At 62.0% G+C, this 24,824-nt stretch carries 21 protein-coding genes; 5 read left to right on the top strand and 16 right to left on the bottom strand.

Going from position 1 to position 24,824, the window contains the following annotated elements:
• Positions 1-119: 119 nt before the first annotated feature.
• Complete coding sequence (locus IB277_RS35465; protein ID WP_246812894.1) at positions 120-1,334, bottom strand: HAMP domain-containing sensor histidine kinase; 1,215 nt, start codon at positions 1,332-1,334, stop codon at positions 120-122.
• On the opposite strand from IB277_RS35465, the gene IB277_RS38460 reads away from it, so the two are divergent.
• Positions 1,315-1,452 (top strand): hypothetical protein, encoded by a 138-nt coding sequence (locus IB277_RS38460; protein ID WP_244496901.1) that lies wholly within the window; start codon positions 1,315-1,317, stop codon positions 1,450-1,452. The genes IB277_RS35465 and IB277_RS38460 overlap by 20 nt on opposite strands.
• Positions 1,453-1,456: 4 nt before the next feature.
• Here the strand turns inward: IB277_RS38460 and IB277_RS35460 are convergent, their stop codons facing one another.
• A complete protein-coding gene (locus tag IB277_RS35460; protein ID WP_034798107.1) occupies positions 1,457-2,128 on the bottom strand; it encodes a response regulator transcription factor in 672 nt (223 codons plus the stop codon).
• A gap of 262 nt (positions 2,129-2,390) precedes the next feature.
• Between IB277_RS35460 and IB277_RS38770 the strand changes: the two genes are divergently transcribed.
• Positions 2,391-2,513, top strand: coding sequence for a hypothetical protein (locus IB277_RS38770; RefSeq protein WP_255382254.1), 123 nt, complete (start codon positions 2,391-2,393; stop codon positions 2,511-2,513).
• A 110-nt stretch (positions 2,514-2,623) separates the two neighbouring features.
• Here IB277_RS38770 and IB277_RS35455 read toward each other — a convergent pair whose 3' ends face one another.
• Positions 2,624-2,956 (bottom strand): hypothetical protein, encoded by a 333-nt coding sequence (locus IB277_RS35455; RefSeq protein ID WP_060581389.1) that lies wholly within the window; start codon positions 2,954-2,956, stop codon positions 2,624-2,626.
• A 397-nt stretch (positions 2,957-3,353) separates the two neighbouring features.
• Between IB277_RS35455 and IB277_RS35450 the strand changes: the two genes are divergently transcribed.
• Entirely contained in the window at positions 3,354-4,544 is a 1,191-nt protein-coding gene (locus IB277_RS35450) for a DUF882 domain-containing protein (protein WP_051659394.1), read from the top strand.
• A gap of 198 nt (positions 4,545-4,742) precedes the next feature.
• Here IB277_RS35450 and IB277_RS35445 read toward each other — a convergent pair whose 3' ends face one another.
• The 10 genes from IB277_RS35445 to IB277_RS35400 form a co-directional block, all read right to left on the bottom strand.
• Positions 4,743-7,313, bottom strand: coding sequence for an SH3 domain-containing protein (locus tag IB277_RS35445; protein ID WP_034798195.1), 2,571 nt, complete (start codon positions 7,311-7,313; stop codon positions 4,743-4,745).
• A 235-nt stretch (positions 7,314-7,548) separates the two neighbouring features.
• The gene (locus tag IB277_RS35440) at positions 7,549-8,400 is read right to left on the bottom strand and encodes a CoA ester lyase (protein WP_034798098.1); all 852 of its coding nucleotides are present in this window, start codon (positions 8,398-8,400) and stop codon (positions 7,549-7,551) included.
• Positions 8,397-9,614 (bottom strand): CaiB/BaiF CoA-transferase family protein, encoded by a 1,218-nt coding sequence (locus tag IB277_RS35435; RefSeq protein WP_060520308.1) that lies wholly within the window; start codon positions 9,612-9,614, stop codon positions 8,397-8,399. The genes IB277_RS35440 and IB277_RS35435 overlap by 4 nt, the downstream gene beginning before the upstream one ends.
• Complete coding sequence (locus IB277_RS35430; protein ID WP_034798094.1) at positions 9,611-10,660, bottom strand: ABC transporter ATP-binding protein; 1,050 nt, start codon at positions 10,658-10,660, stop codon at positions 9,611-9,613. Before IB277_RS35430 ends, IB277_RS35435 begins: the two co-directional genes overlap by 4 nt.
• Before the next feature lie 30 nt (positions 10,661-10,690).
• A complete protein-coding gene (locus tag IB277_RS35425; protein WP_192373038.1) occupies positions 10,691-12,790 on the bottom strand; it encodes an ADP-ribosylglycohydrolase family protein in 2,100 nt (699 codons plus the stop codon).
• Between the two features lie 16 nt (positions 12,791-12,806).
• A complete protein-coding gene (locus IB277_RS35420; protein ID WP_060520311.1) occupies positions 12,807-14,012 on the bottom strand; it encodes an ADP-ribosylglycohydrolase family protein in 1,206 nt (401 codons plus the stop codon).
• Entirely contained in the window at positions 14,002-15,423 is a 1,422-nt protein-coding gene (locus IB277_RS35415) for an extracellular solute-binding protein (RefSeq protein ID WP_113189164.1), read from the bottom strand. The genes IB277_RS35420 and IB277_RS35415 overlap by 11 nt, the downstream gene beginning before the upstream one ends.
• Positions 15,424-15,472: 49 nt before the next feature.
• A complete protein-coding gene (locus IB277_RS35410; RefSeq protein WP_034798191.1) occupies positions 15,473-16,375 on the bottom strand; it encodes a carbohydrate ABC transporter permease in 903 nt (300 codons plus the stop codon).
• The gene (locus IB277_RS35405; protein WP_082584572.1) at positions 16,375-17,340 is read right to left on the bottom strand and encodes a sugar ABC transporter permease; all 966 of its coding nucleotides are present in this window, start codon (positions 17,338-17,340) and stop codon (positions 16,375-16,377) included. The genes IB277_RS35410 and IB277_RS35405 overlap by 1 nt, the downstream gene beginning before the upstream one ends.
• 2 nt (positions 17,341-17,342) lie before the next feature.
• Positions 17,343-18,392 carry a LacI family DNA-binding transcriptional regulator gene (locus IB277_RS35400; RefSeq protein ID WP_034798087.1) on the bottom strand — a complete coding sequence of 350 codons (1,050 nt, stop codon included), beginning with the start codon at positions 18,390-18,392 and terminating at the stop codon, positions 17,343-17,345.
• 64 nt (positions 18,393-18,456) lie between these two features.
• Here IB277_RS35400 and IB277_RS38455 point away from each other — a divergent pair, with 64 nt between their 5' ends.
• Entirely contained in the window at positions 18,457-19,005 is a 549-nt protein-coding gene (locus IB277_RS38455; protein WP_246812893.1) for a hypothetical protein, read from the top strand.
• Positions 18,965-19,321, top strand: a complete 357-nt coding sequence (locus IB277_RS38450) for a GNAT family N-acetyltransferase (RefSeq protein WP_246812892.1) — start codon at positions 18,965-18,967, stop codon at positions 19,319-19,321. The genes IB277_RS38455 and IB277_RS38450 overlap by 41 nt, the downstream gene beginning before the upstream one ends.
• An 87-nt stretch (positions 19,322-19,408) precedes the next feature.
• Here the strand turns inward: IB277_RS38450 and IB277_RS35390 are convergent, their stop codons facing one another.
• The 3 genes from IB277_RS35390 to IB277_RS35380 all read right to left on the bottom strand — a co-directional run.
• A complete protein-coding gene (locus IB277_RS35390) occupies positions 19,409-20,626 on the bottom strand; it encodes an ABC transporter substrate-binding protein (protein WP_112975601.1) in 1,218 nt (405 codons plus the stop codon).
• A 10-nt stretch (positions 20,627-20,636) separates the two neighbouring features.
• Positions 20,637-21,002 (bottom strand): hypothetical protein, encoded by a 366-nt coding sequence (locus IB277_RS35385; RefSeq protein WP_034798085.1) that lies wholly within the window; start codon positions 21,000-21,002, stop codon positions 20,637-20,639.
• A gap of 73 nt (positions 21,003-21,075) precedes the next feature.
• A partial coding sequence (locus IB277_RS35380; RefSeq protein ID WP_192373037.1) for an S-layer family protein occupies positions 21,076-24,824 on the bottom strand: 3,749 nt, incomplete at its 5' end.

The following is a 24,824-nucleotide window of genomic DNA, read 5'->3' as shown; positions in this document are numbered from 1 at the left end:
TGGACAATTGCTACAGAATTACAAGCAGGTTAGAGCTGACACCGAAGGGGTGGTGTCTCGAAAACCCTTCAAGCATGGGCGCGGCGGTGACCGCGACCTAAATCCCACGCCTCTCGCGGTCAGAGGTGGACGACCACCTTGGTTCCGCGCGCTGAACTCGTGAGACTGACACGCCCCGCGTGGTTTGAAGCCACCTGTTTTACAAGGCTCAAACCAAGACCCGCGCCCGTGTCCTTGGGAGAAACCCTGTAAAAGGGTTCAAAGACGAGTTCCTGATGCTCGGCAGGTATGCCAGGTCCTTCGTCGGAAACCTCCACGCGCCCATCGCTTGAGACCAAGACGGCAATCATGCCCGAATTGCCGCCGTGATCGATCGCATTTCGGACGAGGTTTGTGACCGCGCGCAACACGGCAGGTGGGTTGCCCTTTCGCGCCAGCGTCTCCACGTCACTGTGGAAAGACACCTGATAGCCAGCCCCTATCGCCAACGGAGCGAGATCGGCAACCGCCGATCGCGCGATGTCAACCAGATCCATCGGCTCGTCCAGAACGAGCGCCTGGTCGTTGCGCTCGAAGTCCAGAAGCTGCTCTGCCGCTTCTGCGAGCCGGGCGACATCATCCATCAGGCGCGTTCTCTCCCGGCCATCAGGCATGCCATCGATGCGCGTCTGCATGATCGCAATGGGGGTTCGCAGTTCGTGGGCCGCATCGATCAGGAAGCGCCGCCGCTTTCTGGACTCGTCCTCGAGACGCTCAAGTGCGCCGTTGAATGCGATCAGAACCGGGGCGACTTCGTTCGGGATTCCCGCGAGCGGAAGGCGCGTCCCGTGGCGGCGCGGATCGATCCGCGATGCTTCGTCGGCAACCTCGCTCACCGTCGCGAGAGCACGCCCGACGATGTGAGGAACGGCAAGAAAAATCGCCGGGAGAGCACTGGCGATCAAAGACAGGTAGATTGGATAGGCCTTCGCCAAGAGAGCCAGGGCACCCCAACCCTTGTCCGCCACGCCGCCAAACAGAATCCGGACTTCGCCAGCCGGCGTCTTCGCGTTTTCGATCGTCGCAATCTCGCCAGTGGCTGCGGCCCCCCTGATATCCGCTTCGTCGAACAGGTGGATTACCGTGGGCAGCGCGGCATAGGCGGGCGGAACGGATCCATAGGACGCGAAGGCACCGCTGGTGGTGGCAACTACGAACCACAATGCGCTGTTTTGCGCCTTGAGCGTCGTCAGGTCATGGGTCTCAAAAAGCTGCAGTTGACCATCGCTTCCGCGGCCTACGGCACGGGACACGACCGAGACGACCGTCCCCTCCATGGCCGTGTTCGGCGACATGATCGTGGTTGCCCAGATGCAGAGCCCGATGATCACCGAGGCAACGACGGCGATGATGACGAGGCTCAATTGCCAGCTGAGCCGCCACCAGAGCGACGGATTGCGTCCTGTCGTCTGACCCATCACTCTTCCTTCAGGAGGTAACCGACCCCACGGATGTTGTGAATCGAAACTCCGGCCCCAGCATCCGCCAGCCGCTTGCGCAGCCTTGAAATGTGGGCGTCGATCGCGTTCGACTGGATCTCTTCTTCGTAGTTGTAGACCGCTGCTTCGAGCGTCGAGCGGAGAACGGTTTTGTCCCGGCGCCTCGCAAGGGCCTGGAGCACGAAGAGTTCGCGCCTTGGGACGTCAAGCTTCACGTCATCGACGGTCACGGTGAGGTTCAGCGGATCGAGCGCCATTCGTCCCACCTTGATCTGAAGCTCAGCAAGCGCAGCCGGACGGCGCAACACGGCGCGCAGGCGCGCCATTAGTTCTTCGACGAGAAAGGGTTTGCCGAGATAGTCGTCCGCCCCGGTGTCGAGACCTTCAACCCGTTCCATCGGCTCGTTGCGTGCCGTCAGGACGATGATCGGCGCGTCTTGGCCAATGCGGCGCAATTGCGGGATGAAGCTCAGCCCTTCACCGTCGGGCAGGCGGCGGTCGAGAAGAATAGCGCCGTAGTCATTTTGACGCGCAAGTTCGGCTGCATCGGCGAGATGGGTCGTATGGTCGATGACGATGCCATATTTGCTGAGCGCCACAGCCAGTGCCGCCGCCAGCTCCCTCTCATCTTCGATCAGCAGTATCCGCATCGGCACCCCATGGCTTCGACCTTTCGAATCTGCCGCAAGAATTACAGCAGCATTACGGAAACCACGGGGCAGCCGAACGTAACACTGCTGCAATCGTTCAGAGCTAGCGCACGCATCGAGCCGCCCTCGCTCGTATCAGCAGTGATAGGCGCGGCCTTCAACGAACCGGAAAGGCAGGAAGCATGACGACGTCACAAGTGGAGTGCCCTTCCGGGCCGGGATTGAAAACTGTTAGTTCGCGCCATGAGCATAGGGCCGCTCGATGACCCGCGGCCCCCTGCTGCGCTTCCTCATACGCTCGATCCTGTCGGCACTTTTCCTCGCAGCCTTCCTGGCTGGCCCGGCGATCATTCTGATCCTGACGTCCGATCGAATTGCGATGTAGCGCGCCAACGGATCAGATCCCCGACGTGGCGATCTGGTCGATCCAGCCAGTCAAAACGTCGCCGCGCGGATTGACGGCGGACAACATTGTTCGAACTGCTTCGGGCCCATTCACGACCCTTGGTTGCTATCTTCGCCGGATGTGGGTGCCGGGGTGTTCTTCGCTTCCATCGCCGCTTCGATCTGCCTGATGACCTTGACGGCCTCCTGGAGGATTGCCCGCATCTCATCGTCATAGAGATATACCGGCATGCCGCCGGCGCGAATGATGTCCATCGTTTCGGCAGACTCGCTGAGGCGATTGGGCTGCCCGAGCAGCTCCCAACCTTCCTTGATCGCGACATAGGCCCGGGAGACAAGACGGAGCTTTTCGCCCTCCGTCAGCATGTGAACGTCGCGCGCGGCGCGGGTCAGTTCGGCGATGACGTCTTTCGTGCTCTTCATGGGACACCTTGGCTATGCAAGTACCGCGGTGCAACCGACCAATCCATTCATGGTAACTAATGTATAGATTGAGGAAAACAAGAGCCAACACCTTCACGTAAGGGCAAGCCGAGGCCCTGAAATCCATGCACCTCGCGGAAATTCATCACCGGGGAAGCACGTCCGATGGCATCAACCGCTTCTTAATCCTTTGTTGACCATAATCTCCGTCGAAGAGCCGAGCCGCCGGCCGTTGCCGCCGGTGGATTGTACCTCGATTGAATCGGAAGCCGCTGTGTCTGAGTATCCTGTAACTGCGTATCCAGAGCCTGCCTCGCCTGCCATCGTCAGAGGCGTGAAGCGTATTGCCCGGTGGGCCGCTCGAGCGGCCGCCATCACCGCCCTTGCAGCATCCGCCATGACTTTCACCAGCACGGCGTCGTCGGCGGAAGTCCGGTCGCTGAAACTGTTCTTCACGCACACCGGTGAACGCGCGACGATCACCTTCAAGCGGGACGGCAAATACGACCAGAAGGGGCTCGCGCAGATCAACCGTTTCCTGCGCGACTGGCGCAGGAACGAGCCCGCCCGTATGGACCCGCGTCTTCTCGATCTTGTCTGGGAGGTCTATCAGCGCGCCGGTGGGAAGGACTATATCAACGTCGTCTCGGCTTACCGCTCGCCCGCCACCAACAGCATGCTGCGCGGCCGCTCCCGCAGCACCGGGGTCGCCAAGAACAGCCAGCACATGCTGGGAAAGGCGATGGACTTCTATATTCCGGGCGTGAAGCTCACCCGGCTGCGGGAAGTCGCCATGCAGATGCAGGTCGGCGGCGTGGGATACTACCCGACGTCAGGATCTCCCTTCGTACATCTCGACGTCGGAAACGTACGGGCGTGGCCGCGCATGTCGCGCCAGGAACTCGCGCGTATATTCCCCAAGGGGCAGACACTCCACCTTCCGGCAAGCGGCGGGGCTTTGCCGGGGTATGACCAGGCGATGGCCGACTACAAGCGACGGGTCAAGGCCACCTCGATCGTCGCTGCAAACAGCGCCGGCCCAGCCAAACTGAAGGGCGGAGAACCGGCCGGCAACACGCTGTTGACCGCGATGCTTCCCACGCGCAAGAGCCGCGGTGAAGAAGCCCTCGAGCTTCAGACCATGCGGAAGGAAGCAGCCGAAAAGTCGCCGTTCTTCGACCTTGCGGCGATCACCGTGCCGCTGCCGACGCTGCGCGCCACGGCTACCGCCGCGACCGTGACGCCCGTCCCCACGCCCGAGCGCGCGCTACCCACAGACGTCTCGGCTTTCATTCCCTCCTCGTCGTTCAAGGTTGCGCTTGGCGTGGGCATGATGCGCCATCCAGCTGCAGGCGAAAGCAGCCTCACCGGCCCGTCGCCTACAAATGCCGAGTGGACAATTCGCGACGCCGCACTCTTCAAGTGGGCGCTTGCGCCGGCCAAGGAGCTTGAGCGTCTGGCACTTCCGGCGAACCTGGAGCTCTCGGTGGCAAGCGCCGACGATACACCGCGCGTTCTAAAGCGGGCGTCCCAGGCCGGTAAGGAAAACAAAAGCTTCAACAAGGAGCGCTTCTGGTCGGACGGTTGATGCGGCAAGCACCTGTCAGCATCTCGGCTTAAGGTTCGACCGGCCGGTCCGGCGCGCCACCAAGGCCGGCGTCACAGCGGCAGACGGCCCGATGATCACGCCAAGCTTTTCGGCCGAAGGAGCGGCGACCCCGCACACCTTTTGCCACGCCTTGTAACGCGGCCGCTCGGGAAAGTTCGCCCGAGCGGCCCGGTTTTCTCAGCGACCGCGGCCGCCGCCACCACCACCACGTCCGCCACCGCCGCCGCGGAAAGCAGCTCCACCGCCGCGACCACCACCTCCGTGGAAGCCGCCGCGGTTGCCACCCTGGAAGCCGCCGCCGCTGTAGCCGCCGCGACCACGGTCAAAGCTCTGGAAGTTCCGGCCGGACTCTTGGTAAAGCCGCCCATAATTGCGGCTCAGTTCGTTCTGGTTGCCGAATTGCCGTCCGGCACGGTCGAAGGACAGATGATCCGGCGCCCGTTGGCGAACCTGCTGGTTGCGGCGCGGTGCGGGCCTCGTTTCAGCACGGTTCTGGATACGCTGCGTGGCTTGGGGCCGGTTGGATGCCGCGCCTTGGGCGGCATTGCGGAGGTTCTCCCCGTCCGGCCTCTGAACCGGTTGCCAGCCATCCGGCGTATGCTTCTGCCATTGGCCGTCCTGACGGCGATAGACGCTGCCATCGCGGCCGGCATAAACGTCACCGCCCTTGCTGCCGGCGATAAAGCCCTTGTCGCCTTCCGAGTTGCGCCAGCGCAGGCCGCCGGCACTCCCGGTTGATCCGCCGCTGATGCGCGCGAACTCTCCGCCGTGCTTGACGGCTACACTGCCCCAGGAGCCGTAAACATTCTGCCCGCCCCGCGCGACCATCGCGTTGCCCGTGCGTGGATTGTAGGCAGAAATGAAACCGCGCTCGCCACCGGGACCCGCCACCGCGCCACCGCGGAACCGTGTCCCCGTGACGGGGTTATAGGCTGCGCCGAAGACCAGGCCCCTTTCCGGGCCATAGGCGTAGCCATAGCGCCCGAAAGTGCCATAGGCCGGGTTGTACGAGGCGCCGAACCCGTAGCTGATCGGCGGCGGATAATAGGGCCAATCGTCGTCGTAATAGTCCCAATAGGGCGGATAATACCATCCCGAGCCCCAGACGACTGTATCCCAGGCAAGGTAGGTATAGAGATAGCCGAGCGTATAGCCGTACCAGATGGCATCCGGTTCCGTATCGTAGATGCGGACATAGGTCGCGTTATAGACCGGAGACGACGATGGGATCGTGTAGATCTCATCGGCAACGGCGCGCGCAACGGCGAAGGGCCCGGTCGGCGTATCGCCGACGAACCAGATGCCGTCCTTCAAGACGAAATACTTGTCCGCGACCTTGATGACCTGCTCGTTGGCATTGACGGCATAGAACATGGACGTGCCTTCGATCGGCTCGAACTTCGGCTCGCCATTGTAGTGGACGTCCACCTTCAGCGATCCATCCGTCGAAACCCGCGCGAGCTTCGGAATGCTCGCCCGCAGACGCGCCATTGCGCTTTCGGACGTGCCGGGGATCGACGCGCGCACAGCCGAGTAGGAGGCGTCGTCGGGCAGGTTTACGAAATCATCGGGCAGGTCAGGCGTGGCAAAGGTCCAGGGACCTTCGAGTGACGTTGAAGAAAACCACCGTCCGGAAACAAGTGTGTACCACGTCTTGCTGGCCCGATGGAAAAACACCGAACTGCTCGTATTGGAAATCCAATCCAGCCCGGTGCCCGCGATCGGTTCGAGGGCCGGTTTTCCTTCAAAGATCAGAAGCTCCGCCGGCTTCTCCGAATAGAAAACTTTCGGAACCTGGTTATCGCTGAAGGGCGTGGGCGGAAGAGAGGCCTTTACCCCTTTCCAGTTGTCGATTTCCGGTAGCTTGGAAAAGACGTCCGGCACCGATGCCGCTTCAACCCAACCGCTCTCCAAGGTCTTTGTTGTCAGCCAGTTCTTTTCGCTCCGCAGATAGTAGTCTGCCGCCTGATCCACCTTGAAGAGGTCCCAATTCGTATTGACCACGAAGGAGAGGCCCTCAACGCCCTTGACCGGAGCCGTCACCGGCTTGCCGTCCGTCTGCACCAGGATGGCCGGCGTCTCACTGACAAAGATCGGCGGCGGATCGGCCTTGATATCGGGGATATCGGCGAGGCGTTGGAAGTCCGCAAGGCTTGCCGCCAGGCGTTGCTGCGACACGACGATCGGATCGGTCGGGACAAGCTTGCCGATGTCGAGCGCGAGGTCAGCGAGCTGCTGTCGGTCCAGTGCGGAGAAATCGAGCTGCGTGGTGCGAACATCCGTCAGCGTAACATTCTCCGTCGCCTCGTCGGCCACAGTCTTGGCCGAAAGCCCGATGATCCCATAGATCGGCTTGGCGTCGGCGGACGGTTTGAGCTCGGTCGCGACAAGGGCTTCGAGCTCCTTGAAATCCTTCCAGGACGTGATCTGCGGCTGGAAGAGCGTGATCGTCGCGCCTTTTTCGGTGTTGAACATCCTTGGCCAGGCCGGCGCGGTGGCATCGGACTGGTTGAGATACTTGCCGGCAACAAAGCCATTTGCCCCGGCATAACTCACGGCACACCAGGAGGCTTCTGCGTCGCATTCCTTGATGTCGACTTCCTCGCCCTGGGGGATCACGCGCATGGCGTCAAATCCGGTTCCCGGGCCCACCCTGAAGTTCACATTTGCAGTCAGGATGGCGGGATCTGCAAAGGCTGAAGTTGAGAAGAACGAAGCGATCGTCAGGTACGCAAGAAGTCTACGCATGATCACATTCCCTTCCTGGGGTGTCTAAGCTGTTCGAAGTCCCTGCATGCTGGAGTGCTACTGAAAAAAAACGGACCGCCACGACAAAGTCGCCCGCGTTCGCAGCCGGTTAAAGTCGTTCAATTTCAGGATCATTGCACATTCGGTGATAGGTGCAACTGCGCAGCACGAAATCCTGGCGCGCACCGGCGCGCCTCGCGATCGTGAGGACTCTTCCGCCAAGCTGCGCTGAGCGTCAGCCGAGGTCGCCTGCCTGTTCGAGAACATCATGCGCGCGCTCGATGATCGGCGCATCCACCATGGTCCCGTTCAGCACGAAGGCGCCACGGCCGTCTGCCTGCGCCGTCTTCGCTGCGTCGATCACGGACTTTGCCCAGGCGATCCGTTCTGGGCTCGGGGAGTAAGACGCATTCAGCACCGGGACCACGGACGGGTGGACACAGCTCGCGCCATCGAACCCGTGGGCCTTCGCCTCACGAGCGGCTGCCTTCAAGGCATCCAGTCGCGTATAGTCCGCAACCGTCAAAAGCATGCCGAAGGACAGCTTGCCTTCCGCCTTGGCGGCAAGGTGGACCATCAGTTTCGGAAGTCGCAATACGTCTGGCAGCGGTTCTGCGCCCATGCTGGTCGCGATGTCTTCGCCGCCAGCGGCAAGGCCGACCACGCGGCTGACGCGGGCAATCGCGCGCGCATCGAGAACTGCCCCGGCATCTTCGAGGAGTGGCACGAAGGCGACCGGCGGCCTGCCGATCTGCCGCTCAACTGGTGCGAGATGCGCTGCAATATCCTCTAGCTCCTGCGGCGACCGGGTTTTCGCGACATAGAGACCGAACGCGCCGGCACGGCAGGCGGCCTCTGCATCCGCCATCCGCAGATCCGGCGCCGAATTGACGCGGACAAAGACGGTCGCACCACCGCGTGCCACCTGCGCCACGGCGTCCTTCAACCCATCCCTTGCGGCCTGTTTCTGATCCGGGGCGACTGAATCTTCCAGGTCGAGGATGATCGCATCCGCTCCGCGTTCGTGCGCCTTGGCGATGAATTTTGCGGACGAGGCCGGGACGTAGAGTAGGGAGCGAAGCCTCATGCGGCTTTACCCTGGAGTATCGTCTCGATCGCGCCGCGATCCAGTCCCGCTTCGGCCAGAACTTCCGCCGTGTGTTCCCCAAGCGCTGGTGCCGGCCGCCGCCAGACGCCCGGCGTCTGGGAAAGCCGCGGCACGATGTTGTGCATCGGCAGGCTGCCGAACTCGTCATCCTCCACATCGACGATGATTTCGCGCTCGGCGAAATGCGGGTCCGACGCGGCATCTGCGATGTTGTAGATCGGCCCGACCGTCGCACCGGCGTCACGCATGATCTTCAGCGCCTCGTCATGGTCGTGCCGGGCAAACCAGCCGCCAACGGCCTCGTCGACCAGATCGCGATTTTTGACGCGTTCAGAATTGGTGGCAAAGCGCGGGTCCTGGTTCATGTCGGCACGGCCGATGATCTCGAAGATCCTCCGTGCGACCTGCGGCGTCGATCCCGACAGCGCCACGTACTTTCCGTCGCGGCAGCGGTAGACATTGCGCGGGGCGGCCGTATTGGAGGCGCTGCCCACGCGCTCCTTGATCTTGCCGGTCGTCTGATAGATCGCCGCTTCTGGCCCGAGCACCGAGAACATCGGTTCCAGCAGCGACAGGTCGATGACCTGTCCTTTTGCGTAGCCGCGATCGCGCGCAAGCAACGCTGTCACGGTGGCCGAGCTGCCATAGACACCGGCGATCATGTCGGCAAGCGCCAGCGGCGGCAGCACGGGCTCGCGATCGGGAAAGCCGGTTCTGTAGGCAAAACCGCTCATGCCTTCGATGATGGTGCCAAAGCCCGGGAACTGCGCGTAAGGCCCCGTCTGGCCGAAACCGGAAATGCGCACGATGATCAGGTTGGGATTGCGGGCGTGCAGCGTTTCCGGCGAAAGCCCCATGCGCTCCAGCGTTCCCGGCCGGAAATTCTCGATGAAGACATCGGCCGTATCGATCAGTGCCCAGAGCGCCGTCATCGCCGCCTCTTGCCTGAGGTTCAGAACGACGGAGCGCTTGTTGCGGCTATAGGTCTTCCAATAGAGCGAGTGGCCATCATCCTTCCAGTCTCTGAGCGGATCGCCCGCCGGCGGCTCGATCTTGATGACATCGGCGCCGGCATCGGCCAGCTGCAGCGACAACATGTTGCCGGCAACGAGCCGGGAAAGATCCAGAACCCTCGTGCCGACCAGCGGTCCCTTGGCGTCGGGATCGAACTGTCGCTTCGCAAATCCACTCATCGAAGGCGCTCCCCGGTATCCTTGTCGAAGAGCAGAACCTTGTCGGCATCGATCGTCAGCGTCACATCCTGCCCGGCCGAAAGTAGCTTGCCGCCGTGGACGACGACCGAGATATCCTGGCCGCCCATGTCGACGACGATTTCCTGGTCCTCGCCGGTCGGCTCGACGAGGCTGATGCGCCCCGGCACGCCCGTTGTTCCGAGCGTGATGTGCTGCGGGCGGATGCCGCAGACGACCCGCTTGCCAGCCTGCACCTGTCGCCCGAGCGGCAGGGATACGCCGCCCCGGGTCAAGGCCGTCGCTCCCTCTGTGACCGCCTCGATCAGGTTGATCTCCGGCGAGCCAATGAAGCCGGCGACGAAGAGATTGGCAGGATCGTTGTAAAGATCGAGCGGTGCGCCCGCCTGCTCGATCTTTCCGCCGTTCATCACCACAATCTTGTCGGCCATGGTCATGGCCTCGGTCTGGTCGTGGGTGACATAGACCATCGTGCGGCGAAGCCGTTGATGCAGCTTCTTGATTTCGCTGCGCATCTTCACGCGCAGCTTGGCATCAAGGTTCGACAGAGGTTCGTCGAAGAGGAAGGCACGCGGGTCGCGCACGATGGCGCGACCCATGGCGACACGCTGGCGCTGGCCCCCGGAAAGTTCCCGCGGCAGGCGGTCGAGCAGCTTTTCGAGGCCGAGGATTTCGGCCGCCTGGGTAACGCGCTTTTCGATCTCCGCCTTCGGCGCACCGGCGAGCTTCAAGGCGAAGCTCATGTTTTCCGCGACCTTCATGTGCGGATAGAGCGCATAGGACTGGAAGACCATGGCGATGTCGCGCTCCTTGGCCGGCATATCGTTGACGACCTTGCCACCGATGGTGATCTCGCCAGCTGAAATATCCTCCAGCCCGGCGATCATGCGCAACAGCGTAGACTTGCCGCAGCCCGAAGGGCCGACGAGCACGACGAATTCGCCGTCGCCCATTTCCAGCGAGATGTCGTTGAGCACGGCGACACTGCCATAGCTCTTGCCGACGCTTCTAAGCTCTATCTCGGACATGTTTCCTCCCTTTCTTTCCGCCTCGCGCAGTTAGCGCTCGGCGACCTCAAGCCGGCCGATCGACATGCGCCCGGCAGACGCCATGCGAAGGCCAGCCATGCCGTAGCGCAGCGTCCCATCGTCCGCCTGAAGCAGCCGCTCGCCATCGACGGAAAGCGTCAGCTTGCCACCTTCGACAGTGAGATCGACCGCGTAGCTCCGGCCGTATTCGATACGGAACGGGCTGCGCGCGAGGATCTTCGTGCCGTGGTCTTCAAGAAGGATCACGGCTTCGCCGTTCTCGAAACCGGCGGCATAAAAGCGGCTCGTACCCTGAGCCCGGGCCACCACCAGGTGCGAGGCACCCGAGTGCGGCTGAAGCTCGGCCTTGACACTAACGTCGCGGAGATAGGCGTTGCCCGTCCAGGCGTCCGCGTCGGTTGCGGTATGGGCATGGATGCGGCCTTGCTGCAGGCTCCAATGGCCGCGGTTCCAGGTGAAGCGGGTGATGCCGCCCCATTCATGCGCTTCCTTCGACGGGTCGATGACGGCGCGACCCTTGCCGGATACGGAGAAGTCCGCAAGGAACAGCCGGCCGAGGAATTTCAGGCGCCCGAAATATTCGACCAGGATGCCGATCTCGTCGACCGCCTCGCCGTTGCCGTCGGGGATGGTGAACGCGTAGTCCTGCCAGCCGCTCGCAGACGGCACGTGCCAGGCGCCTGTTTCCTGGATGGCGCCTGTCATGGCGCGGCGAACATAGGGCGCCACACGCAGGTTGCCGTCACCGTTCCAAGGGTCGAGCCAGAGCTTGAACGACACCCTTTGGCCGTCATCGGCAAGCGGCGTGAACATCGGGCGGTAGCGCTCGTCGTCGAAGTCGGAGCGGCGATAGAAGGGCTTCCAGAAAATGCGTCCACCATGCCCGCGCTCGAGACGGTCGAGCAGGATTTCCAGCGATCCCTTGGCGTTATCCGTATGACGCTCCGCCGATGCCTTGACGGCGATCTGGTTGAAGGGCTCGGTGCGGAAGCCATGGGTGGCGCCGGGTGCGTCGAAATCGAAGCGAACGCCGCGGCGCTCGAAATCCTCGACCCAGAGCGCCGGAGCCTCCCGTCCCTGCAGGCGGAGCGCCAGCACCGTCAGTTCACGGGCAAAGGAGGGGATGTCGACGACGTTGACCGTACCGGTTACGCCGGAAGCGACGACGAAATCGTTGATCGGCTTGCGGTACTTGTCCCAGCCCGGCTGCACCTTTTGCAGGGTGCCGACGATCGCACCGGCATTGCCGGCGTTGCAGTCCGTGTCCCAGCCGGCCATGGTGGCGATCTCGACGGTGCGCGGCAGATCGCCCTGACCGTAGATCAGGCTCATGATCAAGACGCCGGCATTCGGAATGATGTGGCAGACGCCGGGATAGCGGTCATAGCCCCAATCCGCCGTCAACATGTCGCGGCAGGCACGCCAGTCGTTCCGGTTGCTGTCGTGGAAGCGGAGTACCGCGCGCGAAACCTTGGCATAGAGGGAGTCGGCCGGGATTGTCGCGAGACCCGTCTCGATCACGTCCTCGATGTTCTTGGCAACAAAAGCCTGGGCGATGGCCGCGGCGCAGAAGCGGGCGCCATGCAGGCCCTCGCCGTCATGGGCGACACTTGCCGCACGGGCTGAGGCTTCGGCTGCCTTCTTCGGGTCGGCCGGATGCACCCAGCCCCAGCTGTCGATGAAAATCTGCCCGCCGATCTGCTCGGCAACCGTCGTGCCGTTCTGGGCGATCGAGCCGGATTGCGGCGCCGGAATGCCAGCGCGCAGGTTCTGGTAGGCGGTATGCTCGGTCGAATTGCCGAAGCCGCCCCACCAATACATGCCGTGTTCCTCGGCCGCATAGTTCAGCCAGGTCTTGCCGACCTCTTCGGCGGTGGCGCCGAGACCGTAGTCGCGCAGCGCCCGGATGAAATAGACCGGACCGTTGGTGTCGTCATCGGCAGCGAAATTCTTGAAATCGCGCAGATATTCCGTCACCTCGCCATAGGTGTCCCGGACGCGTTCATAGCTCCAGATCGTCGGTTCGACAGGTGCGCCCAAGCGCACGCCGATCGCCTTGCCGATAAAACCGGAATAGATACGCTCGAAGATTTCTGTGGTGCTGAGCATCGGATACTTTCGAATTCTAGAGACTGGAAACCTGGGTGAGCTCGGGAGCGGCAAAGAGGCCTGCGCGCGCCGTGGCCCGCGCCATTTCGCGTTTGTGGTCGGCCGCCCGGATTGCGGTCACGGTTGCGGTAAAAGCATCGGCCGATCGGTAGAGATCGAGCTTGTTGACACGGTCGAGCTGGGAGACCATCGCCCGGTCGATGATGCTCTCGCCCTGCATGGCGCCGAGGATTGCGCCGGCCATGACGCCGATCGAGTCCGTATCGCGGCCGGAGTTGATGCCGTCGATGATCGACTTGTAGAAATCACCGTCATTGACGACCGCAAAGCCGAGCGCCAGCGGCAGTTCCTCGATCGCGTGCAGACGCGACGGCTGGTAGGCGTCGGTCGCAATGCCGGCCTTCTGCGGCGTGTGCTGCACGTCGTCGCCCATTGGAGAATAGCGCGCGATGATGCGGTGGAATTCGGCGACGACTGTCGCATGATCCGCGCCCTTCAATGAGCCCGCAGCCTCGACGATATCGGCGATCGCATCACGCGTTCCGTCCTTGGCAACGGCCAGCGTTTCTTTGATGACGGTGTCGAGGGTGGTGCCCGGCACGAAAGCGGCGGCGACCGCGGCGGCGAGTACGCCGGCAGCTTCCAGGCCGAAGCTCTGCTGGTGGCCGGAGGCAAAGGCGATCGCCTCATCATAGGCTGCCTTCGGATCACAGGCGTTGGCGACGCCGATCGGCGCGATGTACATCGCCGCGCCACAGTTCACCATGTTGCCGACGCCGCCCTGGCGCGGGTCGCAGCCGGAAAGTTGATGGCGCTGGAAGATCCACTTCTCAGGATAGAACAGCCGCTCGATCAGCATCGTCTCGCGCTGCAGCTCCGGCACCCAGCGCGGCGTCCAGGCAATTTCCCGCACCATGCCCGAGGCCATATCCCAGGCATCGAGATGGCGCTTCACGTCGTCGTAGATCGACATCACGCAGAGCGTCATCAGCGTGTCGTCGGTGACGATGCCGCTGCCGCGGACACGGCCGTTGCGGGCCGCCTCACTCTGCTTCATGCGGTGCCACTCTGTGTCGAGAGATGTCACCCGGCCATAGCGCTGGCGGATTTCCGCAGCGGAGAGCTTTTCGACCGGCGCCCCGATGGCGTCGCCGTAGGCGACGCCAAAGAGAAGCGCCCGAACCCGTCCCTTAAGGGAGAGCCCTTGAGCATCATTTGTCATTGAGAACCGTCCTTGCATATTCGGTCATTTTCTCGCCGCCGGCAGCGTTCCACTCGGAAACGAACTGGTCCCACTGGTCCAGCTTGGCTTCGCCGGAGACGAACTTGTAAACCCAGGCCCGGTAGACGTTCTCCGTGGCGTCGATGTCGGTGGCGTATTCCGCAGGCCAGACGAAGGCGTTGTCCGGCTTGAAGTCGGCGGAGATCGTCTTCAGCGATTGCTGCGCGGCATCGCTCAGCCACTGAACCGGCGGCTGCCAGTTGGCGGCAACGAGGAAGCGGGCATACCAGGTAGCGAGCTTGTCGGTCGGCTTGATGGTTTCGCCGTCCTTGGTGTACTGCTCGCCCTCAAAGCCGAGCCGTTCAATCGCCTGGCCCTCGGGGCTGGCGATGAAGTCGAGCAACTTGACCACCTCCTCCTTGTGCTCCGAGGTCGTTGCGATCGCGAGACCGCGCGCTTCCTTGGAGACGTCCAGCGCCATCAGGCCCTGGCCGCCCGGACCCTTCGGCGGCGAAAGCAGGCTGAGGGTCACGCCGGGATGGGCCTGGCGCATCTTGCCGCCATAGATGTCGATGACCTCTGCGGAGGAACCGAAGATCACCCCGGCACGGCCGGAATAGAACTTGTCTTCCTTCACGTCCCACTTGGTGGTGATGAATTCCGGATCATAGAGACCCTGCTCGCGGAGCGATGCGTAGAAAGCGATCTTTGCCTTTTCCGCGGCCGAAACGCGGGCATGGATCCACTCGCCAGCATCGTTCTTCAGCCAGGTTCCGGTGACGCCAAATGCCTGATTGAAGACGGCGTCGAGCTCTTGAGTGTTGTCGGCGGTGGTAACGCCGTAGCTGTCGGCCTTGCCGTTGCCGTCGAAATCGCCGTCCTTGATCGCCTTGAAGAGGGTGACGTAGTCGTCCGTAGTCTTCGGTGCTTCGACGCCCGCTTTCTCGAGCCAATCCGCGCGGATCACCGGCTGCGGTATGCGCGGCGGGTAGACATAGAGCAGGTAGGGATAGTTCTTCAGCCGCTCGACATTGTGCGGGAAGAGCGCGTCCTTGAGATAGGTCGTCTTCGGCAGCCAGGTGTTCCAGTCCTCCAGCACGCCCTGTTCGGCCATCTTGGCGTCGCCGCCCTGGAAATAGATGAGATCGGGGATATCACCGGACAGAAGCATGGCGCTGAGCTTGTCGGCATAGCCAGAGGACGGCAGGTCGACGACCTGGATATGGATGTCGGTGCCCTTGGCCTTCAGCGCCTCCTCATAGGCCTTCATCAGCTTCACGTCGTCAGGATTGCTCGTCGTGAGATCCTTCGAGACGACGCGGATCGTCACCGGATCGGCGAAGGCGGGCATGGCGACGCTCGCCATCAATGCCATGGCGGTGGTTGCGCCAAGGATCAGTTTTCCAAGCATGTTTGTTCCTCCCAATATGCTATGGCTTTTATGGTTCGGTTCTGCATCGTCAGCCCTTCAGCGCACCGCTCATGGTGCCCTTGGTGAAGAACTTCAGAATGAGTGGGTAGATTGCGAGGATCGGCGCGATCGTGAGCAGGATCATGCCTGCCTTCAGCGCGCGAATGTTGATCTGGCTCGCACCGGTGTAGTTGTTGCTGTCGACGACCCCGACCATGGCGAGCTTGTCGCCCTCGACCACGAACTGGCGCAGCACGACCTGCAGCGGCCATTTTGACTGGTCGTTGAGATAGATCATCGCCCGGAAGAACTCGTTCCAGTGGAAGACGAAGTAGAAGAGAGCGATGGTCGCAAGCGCGGACTTGGCGAGTGGTAGCGCCACGTACCAGAAGATCTGGAAAGGGTTGGCGCCGTCGAGCTCCGAGGCCTCGATCAGTTCCTTCGGCACTTCCTCGAAGAAGCGGACGAGAATGATCAGATACCAGGCGTTCACAACCTTGAAGAGGATTAGAGACCAGTAGCTGTCGAGAAGGCCGAGGCGCTTGTTGATGAAATAATCGGGAATGATGCCGGGCTCAAAGACGATCGTCACCAGCACGAAGACGAAAATCGCGCGCCGCCCCGGCAAACCCGGGCGGGAAAGTGCCCAGGCCATCAGCGCCGTCAGCACGACACCAAGGACGGTGCTGACCAGCGTGATGAAGATCGAGTTCAGGAGGCCGCGCTGGACGGCCGGGTTGTTGACCAGGAGGCTCCAGACGTCGGTCGAAAACCCGTTGGGGACCACCGTCAGGCCGCTCATGCCGGCAACCTTGCCCGGATCCGAAAAGGAGATGGCGAGCAGGTTGAGCAGCGGCTGGACCGTCAGTACGACGAGGAACATCAGCGTCGAGACGATGATCGCATATTCGAGCCGCTCGAGCGGCGTTCTGCGAACGTTGTGGGCGGCCATCACCATACCCCCTTGCCGGTAAGACGTTTGGAAAGAAGGTGGGCGGCGACGATCATCAGCATGCCGAGAACCGCCTTGAAGAGGCCGGCGGCCGTTGCCAGCGAATACTCGCCGGTCTGCAGGCCGATGCGGTAGACATAGGTGTCGATGATATCGATCTTGCTGCGCACCACGTCGTTGGAGAAGTTGATCACCTGGTTGAGGTCGGCGTTCAGGAACATGCCGGCGTTGAGGATGAACAGCGTCGCGATCGTCGGCACGATGCCGGGAATGGTGACGTAGCGGATCTTCTGCCAGCGATTGGCTCCGTCGATCTCGGCCGCATCATAGAGTTCCTGGTCGATGGCGATGATGGCGGCAAGGTAAAGCAGGCTGTCCCAGCCGGCCGATCGCCAGATCTCGGAGAAGACCAGCACCCAGCGGATCGAGCCCGTGTCGGTCATGAAGGAGACCGGCTGCAATCCGAAGAAACCGATGATGTCGTTGACCGCGCCGTCGCTCGGCGAAAGCACCGCGATGAACACGCCGGCGATGACCACCCAGGAAAGGAAATGCGGCAGGTAGATCGCCGACTGGATGAACTTGCGGAAAGCGCCGCCCCGGATCTCGTTGAGCAGCAGCGCAACGATAATCGGGACCGGGAAGACGAAGACGATCTTCATTGTCGAGATGATCAGCGTGTTTATCAGCACCTGCCAGAAGATCGGCGAGGAGAAGAGCGTCTGGAAATGCTTGATCCCGACCCAGATGTTCGGCGGGATGATGCGCAACTGTTCGAAGGCGATCTTGGCTTCCCAGATCGGAAAATAGTGAAAGATCACGAAGAAGATCAGCCCAGGCGCCATCATCAGGTAGTAGGGCCACCATTGCCGCACGTTTTTCGTGACGCTTCGCCGATGGACGTTGGGAACGTTCCCACTTCTAGGCATGGCTGCATCCGCTACAAGATCGTTGCTTACGCTCATTGTTACCTCCCTGCCGCCGTGCGCACAGCTACCGAGGCCGAGACATCGGCAAGCGAACCGCGCTCGACCAGTCGGCACGGCAGAAATATCCGGCCGTGCTCCGGGCGGCCGGCAATCTGATCGAGCAGGCATTCGACCGCGCGAATGCCGATCTGCCGGCCAGGTTTTTCGATCGTCGTCAGACCGGGCCAGGAGAACGCACCCGCCGGAATGCCGTCGAAGCCAAGAATGGAAATATCCTCCGGGCACCGGAGCCCCGCCTCGCGCACGGCGATCATGGCACCGAGTGCCATCAGGTCGTTGGCGACGAAGACGGCGCGACTGCCTCTCCACGGCCCGGCGAGCAAACGCCCCATGGCCTTTCGGCCACCCTCGACCGTGTAGTCGGATTCCTCCACCAGCAAGATGTCGGGGTCGATGTCGCGCGCGATGCAATGCTCGTGCACGGCGCGCAGGAACCGGGCGCGCGCAAGACGCGACCGCGGGCCGAGCATCAGGGCCGGCGCCGGGTGTCCGCGCTCAACGAGGATATCCATGCCGAGACGGACAGCCTGGGCGATATCCGATCCGACGCTCAAGGTATCCGGAAAACGCTCGGCGCTCGATCCGATGAAAACGAAGGGTAAGCCGAAGCGATCGAGATCATCGAAATTGTCGGCGACCGGATTGATGATCGCGCCATCGACACGGGCGCGCCGCAGGGCGCGAAGATGCGTCGCCTCCGTGCCGGCATCCCAGTCCGACGAGAAGACGAGAAGCGAAATGTCGTCCTTGGCGGCGCGATCCTGGGCGCCGCGGGCGACTTCGGCCCAGAAGGGGTTGGTGATGTCGGGAATGACCAGGCCGAGCATGCCGCTGCGCCCCGAACGCATGCCAACGGCCAGATGATTGCGCTCGTAGCCGGTGGCTGCAACGGCCTTCAGCACGCGGTCGCGGGCTTCGTCGGAAATGCTGGCAGAACCCGCCAGAACACGTGCAACCGTGCTCTTCGAGACCCCTGCCCGCTCCGCGACGTCGATAATGGTGGCCCGTTGCCGGGGTCCGTTCTTCATGTTTCCTCCCGGGCCGGAAGCCATCATCAAAGGTGACAGACCTCAAGCTCGTGGGAACGTTACCATGAGAGTTCACGCATTGGCAAGACATGAAAATCCCGCCTTAACGCAAGGCTCCTTTGTCGCCGATTACGCGCGACCGATCTCGCCGTGGGCATCTTGCCCCCTCACGCCAGGAACGTACTCGACGGATGCGGGGATATTATTGAGCAATCGCCTCATGATACCAGCAAGCCATTGGCTGAAAACAGACTTCCACGCATTGTTTCGAACACGCGCCGACGGGCGGATTGTGTGCGAGAACGATCCGGATCAGGCACCGGGCCCGCGCTTCTGGCTCGCCGGATGCGCGGAGGGAAACCTGTGCGAAGCACGCGCGGACCTGCCGGGCGGTCTGGTCGCGGAGCTGGAAGGACTTGCCGCAACCGAACCGCCCTTCGTTCATCCCAGCACGCCTGTGAACCTTGAGCGCTATCTGTCGCTGCTTGGTGATGATGGGCCTGTCGAATACGATTTCGGCCTTGTCTTTGAGTTGCAGCACGACACTCCTCACCAAGGCGATGCGCGGCTCGTTGGCAACGACTCCGAAGAAGGCGACGGATGGGATTCCTGAGGCCTGGTTCGATCTTGGTTTCCACGGCGTTGCCGACTTCTGGTCGCCCTGGTGCGCTGCCATTGTCGACGGTGAAGTCGCCTCCCTGGCATGTGCGGCGCGGCTCACCGATTCCGGCGCCGAACTCGGGCTTGTGACCGCCAAGGCGTTTCGAGGACGCGGTTTCGGCGCTGCTGCGACGGCTGGTTGGTCGCGGCTGCCGACGCTTCGCTCTCGCACCTTGTTTTACAGTACCGATCGAGACAACGCCTCGTCGAAGCGTGTCGCCTCCCGCCTTGGCCTCCGGCATCACGGCGCGAGCTTGCGGATAACGTGAGCTTAGCTGCCGTGCCCTCGCCCGCTTCTCTACACCGAATGCAGCGCGGTCGCTCGCCGCATCGGTTTTTGGTCAATAACGCTTCGGTCAGAACGAGCGGGGCGCGGGATCCAGAAGCTTCACGCTGCCGGCGGTCACCTGATAGATGGCGCAGGTTCGCTCTACCGAGCCGTCCTTTGTGAACCGGAAGGTGGCCGCCGCACCGACGAAACCGTTTGGCGCGCGGATGCTTTCCTGATTGATGGCGCCTTCCCCCTGGGACCGCACGAGACCAGCCGCAAGGGCGATGACGTCGAACCCATAAGCCGCGTCCGCACTTGCCGCACGCTCGTAGCGATCGAGGAAGCGCGACGTCATCCGCGAGCCGTTTTCCGGGCCGAAGAGACAGAGGTGGCTTCCGGAAAATTCGGGTCGCTTGTAGGCGGCATTCGTCCAACCGGAAGTTCCGACGACCATTGCATTCGGTTTCAGATAGCCGTTGGCCTTGAGTTGCGACAGAGAACCGACCTCCCCCCCTTCCGATCCGATGAGGAGAACCGCATCAATATCCTTTAGCTTTGCCTTGGCGGCCGCGTCACCGGAAAATGTCGTGATGCCGGTCACGGCGACAAGCGCCGGCTTGATGCCATAGCCCGCAAGACCGCGATCCAGCCTTTGCCGTTCGGCGGCAGAGACATCGCTGGGCAAAAGCACGATCAGCCGCTTGCGGCCGGAGGCAAAAGCATAGGAAGCGCCCTCGACAGCGCTATCGATGCGGTCAGAAACGAAGGCGAAGGTGCCGGCCGGCCGCTCGGCGCCGTTGCCGCGCAACGCGAGAAGCGGCGCGCGGGCAGAGCCAAGTCCCTGGCGGACGGTGCTGACAGGCACGTCCGCAACCGACAGCGCAATCAACGCCGCGTTCTGGCCCGCGAGACGCTTGGCGGCGTCCTGGACTTGCTGCGGCGAACCGTCGGTATTTTCGACCAAAAGCGAAAGCTGGCCACCACCCACCTCGTCCACGGCGAGCGACGCCCCGTCGCGGATGTCGCGTTCGCGCACCGTTTCGCCCGAAGGCGCCATCAGTGCAGTGATAAGCCCGACACGCGTTGCGCCGGTTCCGAAGGCCTCCTGCAACTTCACCGCATGCTCGGATGCGCGCCGGGCATGCCTTGCCTGCGGCGATTCGACGTCGAGCACCTCAGGGGCGGTGGGAGCACCCTGGCAGCCGGCAAGGACTCCAAGCGCCAGCACGCCGAGTGCCAGCCATCGTCGGCACGACGACACGCGCCGTGCCGGGGAAACCACAACGTGGGGCATTTCGATCATACCGGCTGTCTCAATTCATGAAGTGCCGCATTTTGGCGTAGAAGCAATCGCACTTGGCAATGTAGTCCTCGTCACGCCAGCTCGATTGCAGGTAACCATAGGCCTTGCCGCAGGCGACCTTGGTCTCGGACGCCCAGACGAAGGCCGGCCGCGTCGAAGCGATCCAGCGCGGATCGTCGGCAACGGCAATCGCCTCGTCCATGCGCGCCACGACTTCCTTGGTCAGCGTCGCCACGTCCTGATCGACCGTCAGCGCGGACTGGCTGATCTCGGTGCATTGCCGGGCCGCCGGCGCATAGTCGCCGATAAGGTCGGCCGCGAAACTGGATATGGGCATCAGTGCGAGCATCACCCCCGCCAGCATGCTTCTGCTCATGAAAAACTCCCCCTGAATACGCGGTTCCCGGATGATTGCCGAGAACCGCAGAACTGTCGAGATCGACCTTGCGTTAGTGGACGTCCTGTTCCGTTTTCGTCCCATTATTATTGAACAGGATCTTCACCACATCCGTCGAGACGTGGAAATCTTCCAGCACCGCAACCGTATGCCAGCCGCCGCTGCCGACACCATCGGTGTCCACCTGCAAATTGGCGTTGTCACCGCCCGCGTCTTGTACGCGGACATAGTTGTTTTCGAGCGTTGTGTTCGAGGGGAGGCTGCCAAGCAACTCGGATAGATCGACAGCGTCACCATCACCATAATTGTAGTCGGTAATGACGTCTTCGATACCAGGGGCATCGGAGCCGATGACGAACGTATCTCCGCCCCCGCCGCCAGTCATGTGGTCGGCGCCGGCACCCCCATAAAGCATATCATTGCCCCCACCACCAATTATGGTATCGGCACCTCGACCACCATAGATTTGGTCGTCCGAAGCGCTACCTGTGAGCGTATCACTGTAATCGGAGCCGATAAGCCCCTCAATATTGCGATATGTGTCGGTCCCGAGACCCACGCTCGTCAGGTTCACTGTCGTGTCGCTGCTGCCCTGCACCAGGGTGAAGGTTACACCCGCAGTCGAGTCGGATAGGTCGAGCAGGTCATTGTCGGCACCACCATCGATCCTGTCGCTTCCGCCGCCGCCCCTCAGTGTATCGTGTCCGCCGCCGCCGTTGATCAGGTCGTTTCCGCCACGGCCGATGATGGTATCGTCGAGAGCGCCGCCGGTCAGGGTATCGTTGCCCGAGGTGCCGTAGATGAGGTTGGACTTGCCGCTGTCACCCACCACGATGATGCCTGGGTCACCCGGGTCAAATTTCGAGAAGTCGAACTTGAAGTATCGTGCCTGTTCGTTGCCCCCCTTGTTGTCTTCGTATTGTACGGTCCAAACGTCGGTTGCTTCAGGTGCGTTTGCAGGGATCGCCAGATATTGCGCTAATGTCTGCGAGGAATTGGTCGTGTTCTTGATCAAGTCGAAATCGACGTCGGCCTTCATCAAACCGGAAGAGGCGTCGTAGGCCCAATTGTCGGGATTAGCGTCGTTGGCAAATATCACCTGAAATTTTATGCCGTCGACAAAGACAAAGACGTTGACCTGTTTCTCCAGGTCATTGCCGTTCCGATCACCACTGTTCACAGTTGCATAGGTGCCGCTGGGATCAGTCGCCCCCTTGTTGTTCCAGTTCTGAAAGTTGGTGAACAGGCTTAGCAAGCCACCAGATGGGTCAGCGTTGACTGCAGAAGCAAACGTCGATCCGAGTACTACATTGGCTTGCGCGCTATTACCCGACGTGAGCGGGCCGGAATTGTCGGATATCGAGTTGACGGGCCCGCCGATCCTCGTCGGAGCGATTTCGCTTATGGTTACAGAATAGGGCACGGGCCCCGATCCGTCGTTTGCGCTAAGGTTCAGAGTAACCGAAGGGGTGTCATTCACAATCGAAGTTGGCCGATAGACGAGATCATCAAGCAGGTTGATCCCCGCCGCAGGATTGTAAAGTACGGTTCCGGCGATGAGCTGGACGTAGCTATTGCCGTTGAAATAGAAAACTTCGTTTGGCGCAGTCGTCGCGGTAACGGTCACGTTTTCGCCATCGACATCCGTCGGCACGGATACGTGTAGCGGATAGCCATTGGTGTAGCCGGTTGCCTGCTGCGTAGGATCGCTCGGAAGCCAGACGCTGGTGCTGGCAACCACCGGCGCGTCGTTGGCGCCGTTGATGGTGATCGTCACAGTCTCAGTGTCGGTTGCTCCTTTGCTATCGGTAACGGCGACATTGTAGGAGAACGTAATCGTCTCGCCGCTGTCGAGGAACTGCACCAGCGCGTTAGAGACATTGTAGTTCCAGCTAGAACCTGCCGTCGAGAAGTTGCTGGTCAACTCGGCGATCTGCGACGCGCTCAGCACTGCCGAAAGATTACCGCCGGACCATACGGGTGCACCGGCCAGCGTACTCGATACCGTGTGCGTATCACCGATGTCGACGTCGGCATAGCTCAGGCTTCCGCTATCGCTGAGCTTACCCGCAACGACGCTTACGTCCTCCGTGACAGAGCCAGAGTTATCGACAGTCAGAATAGGAGCGTCGTTGGTGCCGGTGATCGTGATCGTCACCGTCTGTTTCGCCGTGCCGCCGTGATCGTCGTCGACGGTCACCTCATAGGTCTGCGTCAGCACCTGGTGCGCCTGCAGCGAGTCCAGCACGCTGTCGGCAACCTGGAAGCTCCAGCCGACCGAATTGCCGGCCTGATCGACCGCACCGAGCGAGAACGTGCCGAGATAACCGCTGCCGCCGGCTACGAAGCTGGCTTTGTGCACGTCCAGCGTATCGGCATCGCTAAACGTCACTTCGCCGGCCTTGGCATGAAGCGTGGCGTTCTCGCCACCCGCGTTGTCGGCGATCTCCGTCACAGAACCGCTTTGGGTACCCGAGGTAATAATCGGCGCATCGTTGGTACCGGTGATCGTGATCGTCACGGTCTGGGTCACCGTGCCGCTCTTGCCGTCATCTACGGTCACGTCATAGGTCTGCGTCAGCGTCTGGCCAGCCTGCAACGAGTCGAGCACACTGTCAGCAACCTGGAAGCTCCAGCCAACCGTGTCGCCAGCCTGATTGACCGGGTCGAGCGCGAAGGTGCCGAGGTAGCCGTTGCCGTTCGCCTTGAAGCTGGCGCTGTGGGTATCCAGCGTATCGACGTCCGAAAAGCCGATCGTACCACCCTGCGTGTGCGTGGCCGTGTTCTCGCCCGTCGCCTTGTCGGCGATCTCAGTCACAGAACCGGTCTGAGTACCCGAGGTAATGATGGGCGCATCGTTGGTACCGGTGATCGTGATCGTCACCGTCTGGGTCGCCGTGCCGCCCTTGCCGTCATCGACGGTGACGTCATAGGTTTGCGTCAGGACCTGGCCCGCCTGCAGCGAATCGAGCACGCTGTCAGCGACATTGAAACTCCAGCCGACCTTGTCGGTTGCCTGGTTCAGCGGATCGAGCGCAAAGGTGCCGAGATAGCCGTTGCCGTTCGCCGTGAAGCTAGCGCTGTGCTCGTCCAGCGTATCGACGTCGGTAAACGTCACCGCGCCATCCTGCGTGTGCGTCACCGTATTCTCGCCCGTCGCCTTGTCGACGATCTCCGTCACCGCACCGCTCTGCACACCCGAGGTGATCACAGGGGCATCGTTGGTACCGGTGATCGTGATCGTCACCGTCTGGGTCGCCGTGCCGCCCTTGCCGTCATCGACGGTGACGTCATAGGTCTGCGTCAGCTTCTGGCCAGCCTGCAGCGAGTCGAGCACGCTGTCGGCAACCTGGAAGCTCCAGCCGACCTGATCGGTTGCCTGGTTCAGCGGGTCGAGCGCGAAGGTGCCGAGATAGCCGTTGCCGTTCGCCGTGAAGCTAGCGCTGTGCTCATCCAGCGTATCGACGTCCGAAAAGCCAACCGCACCGCCCTGCGTGTGCGTGGCCGTGTTCTCGCCCGTCGCCTTGTCGGTGATCTCCGTGACCGCACCGCTCTGCACGTCCGAGGTGATGACCGGGGCATCGTTGGTGCCGGTGATCGTGATCGTCACGGTCTGCGTCGCCGTACCGCCCTTGCCGTCATCGACGGTGACGTCATAGGTCTGCGTCAGCTTCTGGCCAGCCTGCAGCGAGTCGAGCACGCTGTCGGCAACCTTGAAGCTCCAGCCGACCTGATCGGTTGCCTGGTTCAGCGGGTCGAGCGCGAAGGTGCCGAGATAGCCGTTGCCGTTCGCCTTGAAGC

Source organism: Ensifer sp. ENS07, assembly GCF_014852185.1.
In the GTDB taxonomy this organism is placed as follows: domain Bacteria; phylum Pseudomonadota; class Alphaproteobacteria; order Rhizobiales; family Rhizobiaceae; genus Ensifer; species Ensifer adhaerens.
Note: the sequence above shows the minus strand (reverse complement) of the source record. Positions and strands in the feature narration are given on the sequence as shown.